The organism is Klebsiella sp. HMSC16A12 (assembly GCF_001808265.1).
GTDB classification, from domain to species: Bacteria; Pseudomonadota; Gammaproteobacteria; order Enterobacterales; family Enterobacteriaceae; genus Klebsiella; species Klebsiella pneumoniae.
On record NZ_KV792634.1, the window covers coordinates 23615 to 39593 of the forward strand.

A 15979-nucleotide genomic window follows, 5' to 3' on the forward strand; every position below is an offset into this window, starting at 1 on the left:
GGCTGCTATGCTGAGGTGATGAAAACTAACACTATAACTGCCGGTGCCGTATTACGCCTGACTCAGGAGAGCGATATCGCCCTTCTGCCCGCCATTGAACGTTCTGCCGCCCAGGCATTTCGCCAGATCCCTTCTCTCGCCTGGCTGGCGGACAGCGAGGTGATTAGCGTTGCGCGCCATCATGATTATCTGGAAACGGAGCATAGCCTGCTGGCGGTAGCCGCCGGGCAACCCGTTGGCTTTATTCTGACCGAACCGCTCGACGATGCGTTATTTATCGTCGAAGTCGCCGTCCACCAGGCCTGGCAGCAACAGGGCATCGGCCGGATGCTGCTGGAGCGGGTTATCGAGAGCGCACGGCAGATGGGCTACCCGGCGGTAACCCTCACCACCTTCCGCGAGGTGCCGTGGAATGCGCCGTTTTATACCCGTCTGGGATTCGCCATGCTCGATGAGCTGACCCTGCCCGCCGGGCTGGCGGCAAAAAGGGAACAGGAGACCCGGCACGGCCTGCCGCCCGAGTCGCGCTGCGCCATGCGCCTGGCGTTGTAGACTTCAGCACTGATTTCAGCGGCGCAATATGGTACAAAGTACCATTCAAAACTTACCCGTTGTTACCGTATGTCCTGGTCAATCGATATTATTTCCTGCATAACCGATCGCTTTGTGGAACTCACGGCGACCGAAAAACGCATTGCGCAGTTTATTCTCGATGATGTCGCGGCGGCGGCGGAGCTGCCCATCGCCGAGATAGCGCGTCTGACGCAAACCAGCCAGGCTTCGGTCACCCGTTTTGCCCGGGCGCTCGGCTGTAAAGACGTCCGCGAGCTGAAGATGAAGCTTGCGCAATCTCTTGCGGTCGGCCAGCGGTTTATCCTCGATGTTCCGGATCTCGAAGGCGTCCAGGGGATCTATGAGTCAATCATCAGCGTACTGGAGACCAACCGGCGGGCGCTGGATATCGAGGCGCTGAAGCGCGCGGTGAGCTGGCTGAGCGATGCGCGGCAGATCCTCGCCCTGGGGATGGGCGGCGGTTCGACCATCTGCGCTCAGGAAATTCAGTATCGCCTGTTTCGCCTCGGTCTGCCGGTAGTCAGCCAGAGCGATGGTCTGCTGGTACGCATGATGAGCTCGGCGGTGACGCCGCAGGATGTGGTGATCGTGCTGTCTCTGGGCGGCTATACCCGGGAAATCATCGAGAGCGCGGCGATTGCCAGCCAGTACGGCGCGAAGGTTATTGCGATTACCCCCGCCGGAACGCCGCTGGCTGAACAGGCGGATCTGGTGCTACCGCTGCTGGTACGGGAAAACGACTATATCTTTAAGCCCAGCACTTCCCGTTACGCGATGCTGGCGATGGTCGATGTGCTGGCCACCGAACTGGCGATGGCCAACAAACCCCAGGCAAAAGGCAAATTACGCCGTATTAAGCTGGCGCTCGACAGCCACCGCGGCGGCGTCGATCGGCAGCCGCTGGGGGACTAACTTTTACTGGCGGAGATAAACCTCTCCGCCTGCTCGCGGGTACGTTCCACGGCCTGTCCGGCGCGATAAAGATCGCTGCCCAGACCGGCACCGGCGCACCCCGCCTGTATCCAGGTCGCCAGACTTTCCGGCGTCACGCCGCCGACCGCCAGCACCGGAACCTCCGGCGGCAACACCGCTTTCAGCGCGCGAATATAGTCCGCGCCGAATGCTGATGACGGAAAGATTTTCAGCCATTGCGCCCCGGCATCCAGCGCACTAAACGCCTCGGAGGCCGTCGCGCAGCCGGCGCACACCAGCATCCCCTTATCTACCGCGCGGCGGATCACCGCCGGGGCCGTATTGGGCGTCACGATAAGTTTCGCCCCAGCTTCAGCGAGAAAATCAACCTGTTCAACCTTCAGCACCGTTCCCGCGCCAATCATCGCCCGCTCGCCAAACTGACGCACCATCGCCGGAATACTTTGCTGCCAGTCCGGCGAGTTGAGCGGGATTTCGATATAGCGAAAGCCTGCATTTATTAGCGTCTCAATATGATCTGCCGCCTCAGCGGGTTGAATGCCGCGTAAAATCGCCACCAGCTTAATCTTGTCCATGCATTATCCTCGCCATGCCAGCCAGCAATGCCTCATCGCCACTGCAGCTGTTAACCATCATTCCGCGCGCCTTCATCGCCCGACCGTAGCGGGCATTCAGCGCCGGTTCGCCAACCAGCGTGACGGCAGAAGTACGGAAACGCTGCCCCAGGGTCGCCACCTCCGCGCCAATCAACAGCCCGGAGAGGTAATCGCTGACTGAGCTCGCCGCCAGACCTCCCAGCACCCGGGCGGCCCTGGCGACAAACAGTTCGCTAATCAGCGACGGCTGCGCCAGACCTTTTTCCAGCCCCCGTTCAAACGCCGCATCGTCCGGCTGCTGGGCAGGCAGCCCTTTGCCGATCAGCGATTGCGTCATCAGCAGATAATGCAGTTCGCCGGTCATCGCCGTGGCGAACTGGCGCACCACGCCGTTTTGCACCTGCACCCATTTGCAGTGGGTGCCGGGCATCACGTAACACTCCGCGGGCATCAGTTGCCAGGCGCCCAGCAGCTGCGTTTCTTCACCGCGCATTACGTCGTAATCTGCAGCCTGCGCCACTTTCAGCCCCGGCACGATCCACACTTTTTCCGCCACCTCATATAACTGACCGTTGAGCGCCTCCAGCGCCAGCGGGCAGGCCAGATAAGGCACCGGTTGCCATCCGGCATCGCTGCCGATCATGCCCGCCATCACCACCGGCAGCGCGGGGTCGCCGCGCCACGGCGCCAGCTGCTGCTGAAATACCGCTTCGGCGCGCTGCCCGTTCAGACGCGTGACGCCGCAGGGCAGTTTCAGCTTGTCGATGCATTCGCCATCACGCATCCGCCATGCCCGCAGCTGGGTGGAGCCCCAATCGACGGCAATATACTCGTTCATGATTGCCCCTTACCCGCGTGAGGTATGACGTTTGCCAATCGGCAGCGGCGGCGGCGTTGGGCGGCTTTCACGCTCGCGGGTAATCATCTCCAGCGCCTGCTCGCGGCTCATGCTGCTGGCCGGGGTCAGTAACGTCACCACAACCGAGGCCACCAGGCTCGTCAGCACCGCCGGAATACACGGGTTGCCCCAGAACGCCAGCCAGTCGCTATCCACCAGTACCGCAACCGATGCCCCGGCGCCGCCGGCCAGCGCGGCGACCGCGCCCTGCCAGTTAAAGCGTGTCCAGAAACGGCCAAGCATGGTGCAGATAAACATCCCGGACATAATCATCGAGATCATTTTGGTGATGTAGCTGATGATGTCGTTGGAGGTCAGGGCAAACAGCAGCGCCAGCGCAATCACCAGAACCAGGAAGATCCGCGACAGGCGAATCGCTTTCTCCGGCGCGGGCATATGGCCGGTCACCAGGGTGTAGAGGTCGCGCAGCATAATGGACACCGCGGCGATGGCATCAGAGCTGCCGGAAGACATATTGGCCGACATGCCGGCAATCAGGATCGCCATCGCCAGCACCGGCGGCAGCACCTGGGTGGCAAACAAGAAGGCGAAGCCGCTGTTCTCCAACTGCGGGTTCATGGTCCATACCGCCATACCGATGATCGCCGGCAGGAAGGAGAATCCCAGATACAGCAGGCCGGTAATCGTGAAAGAGTGGCGTACCGAAGAGACGGTCTTCGCTGAGTAAATACGCTGGCGATAAGAAGGCGTCGCCAGCACGCCGACGCCGATCACCATCGCCAATGATAGCGCCGGCAGCACGCCTAATTTATCGACCGCGAACAGGCTTTGCGCCGCCGGATCGACGGCCTGCTGAATATGGCTCCAGCCGCCAACGTGATGAACCGCCAGTATCGCCATTAAAATAAAGCCCACGAACAGCACGATCGATTGAATGGTATCGATCCACACCACCGCGGAATAGCCGCCAATACCGACATAAACCACAAAAGCCAGCGCGATAATAATTTTCGCGACATTAATATCAATGCCGCTGGCCCACGCCAGGTATAATCCGCCGCCTAATATATGCGCCCCCAGCCAGCCTATAGAGGCAATAAAAATAAGTATTGCGACGAGGTTTTTTATAATTTTACTGCCGCCAGTGTAATACGACATTTCTTCACTCATGGTCATGAAGCGAAGTTTACGTACCGGCGCGAATAACCATGCCACCAGCAGAATCCCCACCGCGCCGCCGAGGCCGTAAAGCATCCCGGCCCAGCCGTTGCTGTAGCCAAAGCCGACGGCGCCGACGCTGGAGCCGGTCCCCACCATGGTGCCGACCGTCGAACCGAGAGTGAGGATCATCGGCAGCGAACGACCGCCAAGTAAAAAGTCTTCGCCGGTTTTCTGTTTGCGCGAAACGTACCAGCCTAAGGTAATCATCGCGCAGGCATAAACGGAAAACCAAATCATAAATGACATATTATTCATGGCTCACATCCAGACGTAATAAATAATATTCGTGCCGCTGAATATTATGAGTTAACAGGAACCATGCCTGAAAAAAGGCATAGCGAACCCAGTGGCACCGATTTATTTATTCACTCTGGTGCCGATATCACACTTTTTTGATGCTCCCTCCCGCAAAGGGAGGGATTTATTTTAGGTTTCGAGCGTTATTGTCGCGCAGCGTTAAAACAGGTCACATCCACTTCGACTTTACAATCCACCACCAGGTCCGCTACGCAGCAGATGCGGGCAGGCGGGTTGTCGCCAAAGAACTCGCGAAATACCTTATTGAACGACTGAAAATAGCGCGCATCGGTGAGGATCACTTTAACATGCACCACGTCGGCCAGGGTGTAGCCCGCTTCGGTCATGATATCTACGCAGTTCTGAATCGCCAGACGCGACTGGTCGACAATCCCGCCTTCCACGACTTCGCCATTTTTCATCGGCGTCTGGCCGGAAACGTACAGCCAGCCTCCCGCTTCCACCGCCCGCGCGAACGGCAGGTGCTGCCCGCCGGTACCGGTACCACCTTCTACGCCATAACGCTTGATACTCATACTCAACTCCTTAGTCCATCCGACGACGCAGGAAACGCCCTGCCCGTCCGGTAATTTTCTTATCACTGCCGTAGCTCATCACGCCGTTGACCATCACCGCCTCAATGCCGTCCGCCGGTCGTTTCGGGTCGGAGAAACTGGCGACATCACGCACCGTCTGCGGGTCAAACAGCACCAGGTCGGCAAAGTAGCCAATTTTCACCAGCCCGCGATCCGCCAGTTGGAAGCGCGCCGCCGACAGCCCGGTCATCTTGTGTACCGCGGTAGTCAGCGGGAATAGCTGCTCGTCGCGGCTATAGTGGCCGAGCACCCGCGGGAAGGCGCCCCACAGGCGCGGATGCGGCATCGGATCGTTCGGCAGCCCGTCAGAGCCAATCATGGTGACCGGATAGCGCATCACCCGCCGTACGTCCTGCTCATCCATGTTGTGATAAATAGCGCCCGCCGGCATCAGCCGCGCCGCGGCGTCGTGCAGGCTCACCTGCCACTCATCGGCGATCTGCTGCAGCGTTTTCCCCGCCTGCTCCGGCTGCGCTTCGGACCAGGTAATCACGATATCAAACTCGTCGGTCACCTGCTTCATATCCAGCGTCGACGAGCTGGCGGAGTAGGGATAACAGTCGCAGGCGATATCCTGCTGCTGGCGCATCTCATCGAAAAAGGCCAGCGTCTCTTTGGTACGCCCCCAGTTTTTCGCCCCGGCGCACTTGTGGTGCGAAACCACCACCGGCACGTTGCCGTGGCGACCAATACGGAAGGCTTCGTCCAGCGCCTCGAGAATCGGCTCAAACTCTGAACGTAAATGGGTGGTATAGACGCCCTTCCCGGCCGCCAGCTCTTCCGCCAGCGCCATCACCTCCTCGGTGGTCGACTGGAAGGCGCTGGCGTAGGCCAGCCCGGTACTGAGCCCTAATGCTCCCTGGCGCAGCGCATCGCGTAGCTGTACGCGCATGCCGGCGATTTCCGTCTCGTTCGCCGGACGAAACAGATCGTCCATATGGTTATTACGCAGCGCGGTGTGACCGATTAACGTGCCGACATTCAGCGACGGTCGCGCCGCCTCCACCGCATGGGCATAAGCCTCCACGGTGGGATAGATAAAGTGCTGCTGCTCGCCGAGGAGATTCATCGGGTCCGGCACTTCCCCCCGCATGGTGGCGGTCGCCGCACTGATCCCGCAGTTGCCGACGATCACCGTCGTCACCCCCTGGCTGAGCTTCGGCAAGTACTCCGGCATGCGGATCACGTTGATATCATCATGGGTATGCACATCAATAAAGCCCGGCGCCAGTACCCGCCCCTGGCCATCAATCACCTGCTCCGCCGCAACGTCCAGCGCCGGGGCGATAGCCATAATTCGATCGCCCTTCACCGCCACATCAGCACGGTATTGCGGCCCGCCGCTCCCGTCGATCACCGTGACGTTTTTGAAAAGCCAGTCAACTTTCATAGCAATTACTCCCTTTCGACATGCCGATAAGTTAACCATTTACAAGCGCAAAAAACAGTGGAAAACTACGCAAAACCCAGATCGTTTTGTGATACTTTTATTCAAAACGAATAACATTTTTATATTAAAAATATATTTATCAAATAGTTATAAATGATACCCAGCGACTAACCGATTATAAACCCTGAAAGGATAGTGTTATGAAATACCATTCAGCACCGCTCATCCCGCACAAATCCGCCCTCATGTCCGCGCCGGCTAATCTGCTGGCGGAAGAGGTCTGTCTACCCGCCGCGCTGCTAAAAAAGTCGGCGCTGGAAAATAATATTTCATGGATGCAGCGCTACGCCGACGCCCGCAGCGTATCGCTGGCGCCGCATGGTAAAACGACAATGACGCCATGGATATTTCAGGCGCAGCAGCGAGCGGGGGCGTGGGGGATCGGCGTGGGCAGCGCCTGGCAGGCTAGCGCGGCAATGGCCAGCGGCATCCAACGCGTCCTGATGGTTAATCAGCTGGTCGGCAAAGCCAATATGCAGGTGGTCGCGCAGCTAAAAGCCCACTATCGGGCGGTGGATTTTATCTGCTGCGTCGATAGCGAGGTCAACGTGCGCGCCCTCTCCACATTCTTCGCAGACCAGGGACAAACGCTGGATGTGCTGATTGAACTTGGCGTGCCTGGCGGGCGCTGCGGCTGTCGTAGCGTCAATGACGCGCTGGCGCTGGCGCAGCGGGTAAGCGACCTGCCGGGGTTACGGCTACGCGGACTGGAACTGTATGAAGGGGTGCTGCACGGCGACGATCCGCAGCCGCAGGTGGAAGCGCTGTTACAGCAGGCCGCGGCGCTTGCCTGCCGCATGGAGCCGCTGGTTGACGGCGAATTTATTCTCACCGGCGCGGGCACCGTCTGGTATGACGTGGTGTGCAACATCTGGCTGGCGGCGGCAAAACCGCGCCGCTGCCGTATCGTCATCCGCCCTGGCTGTTATATCACCCACGATCGCGGGATCTACGATCTCGCCCAACAAGAGCTGATCGCCCGCGATCCGATTGCCTGCGATCTCGCCGGCGATCTTACATCAGCGCTGGAGCTGATGGCGATGGTGCAATCGGTGCCGGAGGCGGATCGCGCGGTGGTAAACTTCGGCAAGCGCGACTGCGCTTTCGACGCCGGGCTGCCGCAGCCGATCGCCCATTATCGTAACGGCCAGGAGTTAGCGCTGCGCGCGGAGTCGATCGTCAGCACCGGCATCATGGATCAGCACTGTATGCTGCGCCTGGCGCCGGGCAGCGATGTGCAGGTCGGCGATATTCTGCTGTTCGGCACCTCGCACCCGTGTCTGACCTTTGATAAGTGGAAGACGTTGCTGCTGGTCGATGACGACTACAACGTGCTGGACGAGCTCGACACGCTGTTTTGACAGGCATCCCGGGTGGCGGCGCTTCGCGCCTTACCCGCCCTGGCGCAAGGCGCAAATCTCATCATGCAATGAACGACTGATAATGACCCCCTGCCGTTCACTCTGCTGGCGGCAGGCAAAACGCCGCTCGCCCGGCAGCCGCGCCCCTTGTTCCTGCATACCCATGAACAGCGTTTCGGCGCGCGCCAGCTGCTCTGGTGCCTGCGCGCCGAGAAAACGCTGCGGATCCAGCGCCAGAATCAGCTCGCCGCCGTAGGGGAGACCGCCCGCGCCGTTATCCCACGCCAGCGATTCGGCGCTGGTCATATCGCCGATAAGCGGCCCGGCCAACAGCTCAACCATTGCCGCCAGCGCCGAGCCCTTATGGCCGCCGAAAGTCAACATCGCGCCGTTCAGCACCTCTGCGGCATCGGTCGTTGGCTGTCCCTGACTGTCGATTCCCCAGCCTTCCGGTAGCGCTTTGCCGCTGCGCTGATGCAGCTGGATCTCGCCGCGCGCCGCGGCGCTGGTCGCCATATCAACAATAAACGGCGGCTTATCCTGCCGCGGCCAGCCGAAGGCGATGGGGTTGGTGCCGAACAGCGGACGTGTGCCGCCCGCCGGGGCGACCCAGGCGTGGCTTGGCGTACAGGCCAGCCCTACCAGCCCTGCCTCGGTCAACGGCTCAATATCGGCAAACAGCGCGGAAAAATGAACGCAGCGATTAATTGCCAGCGCCGCAATGCCATTGTGGCGCGCCTTCTCCAGCAGCAGCGGCAGCGCGCGCTCGTAGGCCAGCAGTGAAAAAGCGCCCCCGGCGTCCGCCCGCGCAATCGCCGGCGCCTGGTCATGGATCTGCGGCTCGGCATCGGGCGATACCTTACCTTTGCGCAGGGTATCGACAATGCCCAACAGCCGCCACAGGCCGTGGGAAGCGCAGCCGTCGCGCTCCCCGGCGGTCACATTGCGGGCAATCGCCGCCGCGTGGTCGGCGCTAAATCCATTGGCGCTGAGTACCTCCAGCGCCAGGTCATAAGCTTCAGGTAACGATAGAGTTACCGACTCCATACTGTTCTCCTTTACTCTTATTCGTCTCCGCTAAAGTTAGCCTGCGGCAGGCAGCTGCGCGCGCCCCAGTAGTAAATCCCCAACGACATCGCCGCCATCCGGGAGGTGAACGGCGCGCGGCTGAATGCCCGCCCCTCCGCGCACAGCGTGCTGTTTGAAACCGCCGATGGCGGCGGCGTGGTTTACTGGCAGAAACTGATCCTCTGCTGCAGCGCTGGCAGCGCTTCGCCGCGGCCATCAACCGCACCTTCCGGCTGGCGGAGTCGTTGAAAAACGCGGCGACGCCGGAGAGCCTGCTGTGCCGTTGCGAAGATGTGCGCTGCGGCGACGTGGCTGCCGCCGACGACTGGCTGCAGGCCAAACTGACCCAGCGCCCGCTGGCTGTATGGCTGGCCGCTGCCGCAGCCGAGAGAGCCGCTGTCCCCCGCCCGCGCGGAAACGCTTATTGCCCTCGCCAGGCTGAGCGCCGAGCCGTAACCGCTACTCTTCTTCATCGCCGCGCCCGGCAGGGACGCCAAGCGCAATAAACTCCTCCAGCAGGGAGGTCAGTTGCTGCAGCTTTTCCGTGGTGAACTGGGCCTCCAGCAGGCGATAGGTTTCTTCCACCTCCGCCTGGGCGCTTTCGTACAGCGCAGTTCCGGCAGGCGTCAGCGAGACGTACAGCTTGCGCTGATCGTTAACTGGCTTTAAGCGCAGCACCAGCCCATCCCGCTCCATACGCGTCAAAATACCGGTCAGACTGGGGCGCAGGATACAGGCGCGAAAGGCCAGATCGTGAAAGTCCATCGACGGACGTTCGGCGAGAATTCGCACGATCCGCCACTGCTGTTCGGTGAGATTGTGCCGTTTGACGATCGGTCGAAAGTAGGCCATCGCCGCTTCACGCGCCTGCAACAAGGCAATGGTTAATGAATCATGCATAGTATCCCCTCAACAGCCTCACCAAAAACTTATTAATAACTTAATAATTAGCGTTAATCCTGCCATGTACAACCGGTTTCTGCACCTGAAAAGTACCAGTCTTTTCCTGAAAAATATTCAACTTATTGATTCACAATAAATAAGTAATTGTTATGTAAATATTGTGTTAATCCGATCACAAAACATTCACTTCCAGTTGCTAAACCTCAGCGCAAAGCATAAAAGATGATCATTAATATATTAATGAAATCCCTTTGAACCGAAATCTGTCCCAGAGGAGTGGTGAATGAAAGGTACCATCTTCGCCGTTGCGCTCAATCATCGCAGCCAGCTCGACGCCTGGCGCGAGGCGTTTCAACAGGCCCCCTACAAGACGCCGCCGAAAACCGCGGTCTGGTTTATCAAGCCGCGCAATACCGTAATTGGCGATGGCGAAGCGATCCCGTATCCGCAGGGCGAGACCGTACAAAGCGGCGCAACGGTGGCGCTGATTGTCGGCAAAACCGCGCGTAAAGTGGCGGCGGAAGAGGCGGCGAACTATATCGCTGGCTACGCGCTGGCTAACGATGTGAGTCTGCCGGAAGAGAGTTTTTATCGCCCGGCGATCAAAGCCAAGTGCCGCGATGGCTTCTGTCCCATCGGCACGCTATCGGCGGTACGCAACGTCGACGATCTGACCATCATCACCGAAATTAACGGCCGCGAGGCGGATAGCTGGCATACCGGCGATCTGCAGCGTAATGCCGCGCAGCTGCTGAGCGCCTTGAGCGAATTCGCCACCCTCAATCCCGGCGACGCGATCCTTATCGGCACGCCCCACTCTCGCGTCACGCTGCGCCCCGGCGACCGGGTACGTATTCTCGCCGACGGTTTCCCGGCGCTCGAAAACCCGGTTGTCGCAGAAGGAGAGCTGGCATGAAACAGGCACGCATTGAATGGCAAGGACAGGTACGCGACGTGCTGGTCGATGAACGCGACCAGGTGCGCCTGGACGATGGCACGGTATTAAAAGAAGGTGAATTCCGCTGGCTGCCGCCCGCCAACGGCACGCTGTTCGCGCTGGGGCTGAATTACGCCGACCACGCCAGCGAGCTGGAATTTAAACCGCCAACCGAGCCGTTGGTATTCATCAAAGCGCCGAACACCTTTACTGGCCACCAGCAGCAGTCGGTACGCCCGGATAACGTCGAATACATGCACTACGAAGCCGAACTGGTGGTGGTGATTGGGAAAACCGCGCGCCGCGTCAGCGAAGCCGAGGCTATGGATTATGTCGCCGGCTATACCGTGTGCAATGACTACGCGATCCGCGACTATCTGGAAAACTACTACCGCCCGAACCTGCGGGTGAAAAGCCGCGACACCCTGACGCCGATCGGCCCGTGGATCGTCAGCAAAGAGGCGATCCCGGATCCGCATAACCTGGCCCTGCGCACCTGGGTCAACGGCGAGCTGCGCCAGCAGGGCACCACCGCCGATCTGATCTTCAGCATCCCGTTCCTCATCGCTTATTTAAGCGAATTTATGACCCTGCAACCGGGCGACATGATCGCCACCGGCACGCCGAAAGGGCTATCCGATGTGGTGCCGGGCGACGAGGTGATCGTTGAAGTCGAGGGCGTGGGCCGCCTGGTCAACCATATCATCAGCCAGCAAGCGTATGAGGAGACACTGTCATGAAAAAGATTAACCATTGGATCAACGGTAAAAACGTTGCCGGCGCAGACTATTTTCATACCACCAACCCGGCCACCGGCGAGGTACTGGCGGAAGTCGCCTCCGGCGGTGAAGCCGAAATCAACCAGGCGGTGGCGGCGGCGAAAGAGGCCTTCCCGAAGTGGGCTAACCTGCCGATGAAAGAGCGCGCGCGTCTGATGCGCCGCCTGGGGGATCTGATCGATCAGAACGTCCCGGAGATCGCGGCGATGGAAACCGCCGATACCGGCCTGCCGATCCACCAGACCAAAAACGTGTTGATCCCGCGCGCCTCACACAATTTCGAATTTTTCGCCGAAGTATGCCAGCAGATGAACGGCAAGACCTATCCGGTCGACGACAAGATGCTGAACTACACCCTCGTGCAGCCGGTTGGCGTCTGCGCGCTGGTGTCGCCGTGGAACGTGCCGTTTATGACCGCCACCTGGAAGGTGGCGCCGTGCCTGGCGCTGGGGAATACCGCGGTGCTGAAAATGTCCGAGCTGTCGCCGCTGACCGCCGATCGTCTGGGCGAGCTGGCGCTGGAAGCCGGGATCCCGGCTGGCGTACTCAATGTGGTGCAGGGCTACGGCGCCACCGCCGGCGACGCGCTGGTGCGCCATCATGATGTGCGCGCCGTCTCCTTCACCGGCGGCACCGCCACCGGCCGCAACATCATGAAAAACGCCGGTCTGAAAAAGTACTCCATGGAGCTGGGCGGAAAATCGCCGGTGCTGATTTTTGAAGATGCCGATATCGAGCGCGCGCTTGACGCCGCGCTGTTCACCATCTTCTCGATCAACGGCGAACGCTGCACCGCCGGCTCGCGCATCTTTATTCAGCAGAGTATCTACCCCGAGTTCGTTAAACGCTTCGCCGAGCGCGCCAATCGCCTGCGCGTAGGCGATCCGACCGATCCGAACACCCAAGTCGGCGCGCTGATTAGCCAGCAGCACTGGGAGAAAGTGTCCGGCTACATTCGCCTCGGCATCGAAGAGGGGGCCACCCTGCTGGCCGGCGGCGCGGATAAACCGTCCGACCTGCCGGCGCATCTGAAAGCCGGCAACTTCCTGCGCCCGACGGTGCTGGCGGATGTCGACAACCGTATGCGCGTCGCCCAGGAAGAGATTTTTGGCCCGGTCGCCTGCCTGCTGCCGTTCAAAGACGAAGCGGAAGGGCTGCGCCTGGCGAACGATGTGGAATACGGCCTGGCGTCGTATATCTGGACCCAGGACGTCAGCAAAGTGCTGCGTCTGGCGCGCGGTATTGAAGCCGGGATGGTGTTCGTCAACACCCAGAACGTGCGCGACCTGCGTCAGCCGTTCGGCGGCGTGAAGGCCTCCGGCACCGGCCGCGAAGGCGGCGAGTACAGCTTTGAAGTGTTCGCCGAAATGAAAAACGTCTGCATCTCGATGGGCGACCATCCGATCCCGAAATGGGGAGTCTGATATGGGTAAGTTAGCGTTAGCAGCAAAAATCACTCACGTGCCGTCGATGTATCTGTCTGAGCTGCCGGGGAAAAACCACGGCTGCCGTCAGGGCGCGATCGACGGGCATAAAGAAATTGGCAAGCGCTGCCGTGAAATGGGCGTCGATACCATTATCGTGTTTGATACCCACTGGCTGGTCAACAGCGCCTACCACATCAACTGCGCCGACCATTTTCAGGGCGTCTACACCAGTAACGAACTGCCGCATTTCATTCGCGACATGACCTACGACTACGACGGCAACCCGGAGCTGGGCCAGCTTATCGCCGACGAGGCGGTGAAGCTCGGGGTGCGTGCCAAAGCGCACAATATTCCCAGCCTGAAGCTGGAGTACGGCACCCTGGTGCCGATGCGCTACATGAACAGCGATAAGCATTTCAAAGTGGTGTCCATTTCCGCCTTCTGTACCGTTCACGATTTTGCCGACAGCCGCAGGCTGGGCGAAGCGATCCTCAAAGCCATTGAAAAATACGACGGCACCGTGGCGGTGCTGGCCAGCGGTTCGCTGTCGCACCGCTTTATCGACGACCAGCGCGCCGAAGAGGGGATGAACAGCTACACCCGCGAATTTGACCATCAAATGGATGAGCGCGTGGTGAAACTGTGGCGCGAGGGCAAATTCAAAGAGTTCTGCACCATGCTGCCGGAGTATGCCGACTACTGCTACGGCGAAGGCAACATGCACGACACGGTGATGCTGCTCGGTCTGCTGGGTTGGGATAAATACGACGGCAAGGTGGAGTTTATCACCGAGCTGTTCGCCAGCTCCGGTACCGGCCAGGTTAACGCCGTGTTCCCGCTGCCGGCGCAGGCGTAAGGGGGCCCCATGCCGCATTTTATCGCCGAATGTACCGACAACATCCGCGAACAGGCCGATCTGCCAGGGCTGTTCGCCAAAGTCAACGAGGCGCTGGCCGCCACCGGCATCTTCCCGATCGGTGGGATCCGCAGCCGCGCCCACTGGCTGGATACCTGGCAGATGGCCGACGGCAGGCAGGATTACGCCTTCGTGCATATGACCCTGAAGATCGGCGCCGGGCGCAGCCTGGAGAGCCGTCAGGACGTGGGAGATATGCTGTTCGCGCTGATCAAATCCCACTTCGCGACGCTAATGGAGAGCCGCTATCTGGCGCTGTCGTTCGCCATGGAAGAGCTCGACCCGACGCTGAACTACAAACAAAACAACGTGCACGCGTTATTTAAATAATGTGCAAATTGCCCGGTGGCGCTGCGCTTACCGGGCCTACAACGGCCATGAATTTGTAGGCCGGATAAGCGAAGCGCCATCCGGCAATACAATGCCACAGGAATCACTATGCTCGATAAACAGACCCGAACCCTGATCGCCCAGCGGTTAAACCAGGCCGAAAAACAGCGTGAACAGATCCGCGCGATCTCGCTGGATTATCCATCGATCACCATTGAGGACGCGTACGCCGTCCAGCGCGAGTGGGTCGAGATGAAGATCGCCGAAGGCCGCGTGCTCAAAGGCCACAAGATCGGCCTGACCTCTAAAGCGATGCAGGCCAGTTCGCAGATCAGCGAGCCGGACTACGGCGCGCTGCTCGACGATATGTTCTTTCACGACGGCAGCGATATTCCCACCGACCGCTTTATCGTGCCGCGTATCGAAGTCGAGCTGGCCTTCGTGCTGGCCAAACCGCTGCGCGGCCCGAACTGTACGCTGTTTGATGTCTACAACGCCACCGACTACGTTATCCCGGCGCTGGAGCTTATCGACGCGCGCTGCCACAACATCGACCCGGAAACCCAGCGTCCGCGCAAAGTGTTCGACACCATCTCCGACAACGCCGCCAACGCCGGGGTGATCCTCGGCGGCCGGCCGATTAAACCGGACGAGCTCGACCTGCGCTGGATCTCCGCCCTGCTGTATCGCAACGGCGTAATTGAAGAGACCGGCGTCGCCGCGGGCGTACTCAATCATCCGGCCAACGGCGTGGCCTGGCTGGCCAACAAGCTGGCGCCGTACGATGTCCAGCTCGAAGCCGGACAGATTATCCTCGGCGGCTCCTTCACCCGCCCGGTCCCGGCGCGCAAGGGCGATACCTTCCACGTCGACTACGGCAACATGGGCGCCATCAGCTGCCGCTTTGTTTGAGGAGAGCAACATGAACAACGCATTTAAAGAGGCGCTCAAGGCCGGGCGTCCGCAAATCGGCCTGTGGCTGGGGCTGTGCAGCAGCTACAGCGCCGAACTGCTGGCCGGCGCGGGCTTCGACTGGCTGCTGATCGACGGCGAACACGCGCCCAACAATGTACCAACGGTGCTGACCCAGCTGCAGGCCATTGCGCCCTACCCCAGCCAGCCGGTGGTGCGTCCGTCGTGGAACGATCCGGTGCAGATCAAACAGCTGCTGGATGTCGGCGCGCAAACCCTGCTGGTGCCGATGGTGCAGAATGCCGAAGAGGCGCGGCTGGCGGTCAGAGCCACCCGCTATCCGCCAGCCGGCATCCGCGGCGTCGGCAGCGCGCTGGCCCGCGCCTCACGCTGGAATCGCGTCCCGGATTATATCCACCGGGCCAATGACGCCATGTGCGTCCTGGTACAGATTGAGACCCGCGAAGCGCTGAAAAATCTGCCGCAGATCCTCGATGTCGACGGGGTGGACGGCGTGTTTATCGGCCCGGCGGATCTCAGCGCCGATATGGGCCACGGCGGCAACCCACAACACCCGGAAGTGCAGGCCGCCATTGAAGATGCCATCCAGCAAATCCGTCAGGCCGGTAAAGCGCCGGGGATCCTGATGGCTAATGAACAGCTGGCGAAACGCTATCTCGAACTGGGCGCGCTGTTCGTCGCCGTCGGCGTCGATACCACCCTGCTGGCCCGCGGCGCAGAAGCGCTGGCGGCCCGGTTTACCCACAACGCAACCACCACAACCGATAACAATAAATCCGTCTATTGAACGGATAATGTGG

19 protein-coding genes and 2 pseudogenes are annotated in these 15979 nt (G+C 60.2%); 14 read left to right on the forward strand and 7 right to left on the reverse strand.

The annotated features are described in order from the left end of the window. The first annotated feature begins 18 nt into the window (after positions 1-18). Both HMPREF3140_RS19240 and HMPREF3140_RS19245 read left to right on the forward strand, forming a co-directional pair. The gene (locus tag HMPREF3140_RS19240; RefSeq protein ID WP_002887560.1) at positions 19-552 is read left to right on the forward strand and encodes a GNAT family N-acetyltransferase; all 534 of its coding nucleotides are present in this window, start codon (positions 19-21) and stop codon (positions 550-552) included. Positions 553-621: 69 nt separating this feature from the next. Further along, the gene (locus HMPREF3140_RS19245) at positions 622-1485 is read left to right on the forward strand and encodes a MurR/RpiR family transcriptional regulator (RefSeq protein ID WP_002887559.1); all 864 of its coding nucleotides are present in this window, start codon (positions 622-624) and stop codon (positions 1483-1485) included. On the opposite strand, the gene HMPREF3140_RS19250 is transcribed toward HMPREF3140_RS19245, so the two are convergent. The 5 genes from HMPREF3140_RS19250 to HMPREF3140_RS19270 all read right to left on the reverse strand — a co-directional run bounded on the left by HMPREF3140_RS19250 (position 1482) and on the right by HMPREF3140_RS19270 (position 6465). Next, complete coding sequence (locus HMPREF3140_RS19250) at positions 1482-2081, reverse strand: 2-dehydro-3-deoxy-6-phosphogalactonate aldolase (RefSeq protein ID WP_004178521.1); 600 nt, start codon at positions 2079-2081, stop codon at positions 1482-1484. The two genes, HMPREF3140_RS19245 and HMPREF3140_RS19250, sit on opposite strands and share 4 nt — an antisense overlap. Continuing rightward, positions 2068-2940, reverse strand: coding sequence for a 2-dehydro-3-deoxygalactonokinase (locus HMPREF3140_RS19255; RefSeq protein WP_032410745.1), 873 nt, complete (start codon positions 2938-2940; stop codon positions 2068-2070). The genes HMPREF3140_RS19250 and HMPREF3140_RS19255 overlap by 14 nt, the downstream gene beginning before the upstream one ends. 9 nt (positions 2941-2949) lie before the next feature. Next, positions 2950-4437, reverse strand: coding sequence for a sodium:solute symporter family protein (locus HMPREF3140_RS19260; RefSeq protein WP_004182852.1), 1488 nt, complete (start codon positions 4435-4437; stop codon positions 2950-2952). A gap of 185 nt (positions 4438-4622) precedes the next feature. Next, positions 4623-5015, reverse strand: a complete 393-nt coding sequence (locus HMPREF3140_RS19265; RefSeq protein WP_002887555.1) for a RidA family protein — start codon at positions 5013-5015, stop codon at positions 4623-4625. A 10-nt stretch (positions 5016-5025) separates the two neighbouring features. Continuing rightward, the gene (locus tag HMPREF3140_RS19270; protein WP_002887553.1) at positions 5026-6465 is read right to left on the reverse strand and encodes an N-acyl-D-amino-acid deacylase family protein; all 1440 of its coding nucleotides are present in this window, start codon (positions 6463-6465) and stop codon (positions 5026-5028) included. On the opposite strand from HMPREF3140_RS19270, the gene HMPREF3140_RS19275 reads away from it, so the two are divergent. Together HMPREF3140_RS19275 and HMPREF3140_RS19280 are read left to right on the forward strand one after the other, a co-directional pair. Next, entirely contained in the window at positions 6443-6622 is a 180-nt protein-coding gene (locus HMPREF3140_RS19275; RefSeq protein WP_032410742.1) for a hypothetical protein, read from the forward strand. The two genes, HMPREF3140_RS19270 and HMPREF3140_RS19275, sit on opposite strands and share 23 nt — an antisense overlap. Before the next feature lie 43 nt (positions 6623-6665). Then, the gene (locus HMPREF3140_RS19280; RefSeq protein ID WP_032410739.1) at positions 6666-7886 is read left to right on the forward strand and encodes an amino acid deaminase; all 1221 of its coding nucleotides are present in this window, start codon (positions 6666-6668) and stop codon (positions 7884-7886) included. Positions 7887-7916: 30 nt separating this feature from the next. On the opposite strand, the gene HMPREF3140_RS19285 is transcribed toward HMPREF3140_RS19280, so the two are convergent. Next, positions 7917-8933 (reverse strand): Ldh family oxidoreductase, encoded by a 1017-nt coding sequence (locus HMPREF3140_RS19285; protein ID WP_004214400.1) that lies wholly within the window; start codon positions 8931-8933, stop codon positions 7917-7919. Positions 8934-9038: 105 nt separating this feature from the next. Between HMPREF3140_RS19285 and HMPREF3140_RS29330 the strand changes: the two genes are divergently transcribed. Together HMPREF3140_RS29330 and HMPREF3140_RS29335 are read left to right on the forward strand one after the other, a co-directional pair. Then, positions 9039-9203 (forward strand): pyridine nucleotide-disulfide oxidoreductase, encoded by a 165-nt coding sequence (locus HMPREF3140_RS29330; protein ID WP_071703917.1) that lies wholly within the window; start codon positions 9039-9041, stop codon positions 9201-9203. After that, positions 9146-9410: pseudogene (locus tag HMPREF3140_RS29335) on the forward strand (FAD/NAD(P)-binding oxidoreductase); the annotation flags it as partial. The gene HMPREF3140_RS29330 and the pseudogene HMPREF3140_RS29335, both read left to right, overlap by 58 nt. 3 nt (positions 9411-9413) lie before the next feature. On the opposite strand, the gene hpaR reads toward HMPREF3140_RS29335, so the two are convergent. Then, positions 9414-9854 (reverse strand): homoprotocatechuate degradation operon regulator HpaR, encoded by a 441-nt coding sequence (gene hpaR, locus HMPREF3140_RS19300; protein ID WP_002887503.1) that lies wholly within the window; start codon positions 9852-9854, stop codon positions 9414-9416. Positions 9855-9918: 64 nt separating this feature from the next. Here hpaR and HMPREF3140_RS28910 point away from each other — a divergent pair. From HMPREF3140_RS28910 to hpaI, 8 genes and pseudogenes are all read left to right on the forward strand, one after another. Next, positions 9919-10083 (forward strand): annotated as a pseudogene (locus HMPREF3140_RS28910) (hypothetical protein). A gap of 57 nt (positions 10084-10140) precedes the next feature. Next, positions 10141-10773: a fumarylacetoacetate hydrolase family protein gene (locus tag HMPREF3140_RS19310; RefSeq protein ID WP_004146085.1), complete on the forward strand. Its 633-nt coding sequence runs from the start codon at positions 10141-10143 to the stop codon at positions 10771-10773. Further along, positions 10770-11534 (forward strand): fumarylacetoacetate hydrolase family protein, encoded by a 765-nt coding sequence (locus tag HMPREF3140_RS19315; RefSeq protein ID WP_009309148.1) that lies wholly within the window; start codon positions 10770-10772, stop codon positions 11532-11534. Before HMPREF3140_RS19310 ends, HMPREF3140_RS19315 begins: the two co-directional genes overlap by 4 nt. Continuing rightward, entirely contained in the window at positions 11531-12997 is a 1467-nt protein-coding gene (hpaE, locus tag HMPREF3140_RS19320) for a 5-carboxymethyl-2-hydroxymuconate semialdehyde dehydrogenase (protein ID WP_002887494.1), read from the forward strand. The genes HMPREF3140_RS19315 and hpaE overlap by 4 nt, the downstream gene beginning before the upstream one ends. 1 nt (position 12998) lies before the next feature. After that, positions 12999-13856, forward strand: coding sequence for a 3,4-dihydroxyphenylacetate 2,3-dioxygenase (gene hpaD, locus HMPREF3140_RS19325; RefSeq protein ID WP_002887492.1), 858 nt, complete (start codon positions 12999-13001; stop codon positions 13854-13856). A 9-nt stretch (positions 13857-13865) separates the two neighbouring features. Beyond that, positions 13866-14246, forward strand: coding sequence for a 5-carboxymethyl-2-hydroxymuconate Delta-isomerase (locus HMPREF3140_RS19330; protein ID WP_004151392.1), 381 nt, complete (start codon positions 13866-13868; stop codon positions 14244-14246). Between the two features lie 108 nt (positions 14247-14354). Beyond that, positions 14355-15158, forward strand: a complete 804-nt coding sequence (gene hpaH / locus HMPREF3140_RS19335; protein WP_002887487.1) for a 2-oxo-hept-4-ene-1,7-dioate hydratase — start codon at positions 14355-14357, stop codon at positions 15156-15158. 10 nt (positions 15159-15168) lie between these two features. Continuing rightward, positions 15169-15966 carry a 4-hydroxy-2-oxoheptanedioate aldolase gene (gene hpaI / locus HMPREF3140_RS19340; protein ID WP_032410735.1) on the forward strand — a complete coding sequence of 266 codons (798 nt, stop codon included), beginning with the start codon at positions 15169-15171 and terminating at the stop codon, positions 15964-15966. Positions 15967-15979 lie beyond the last annotated feature (13 nt).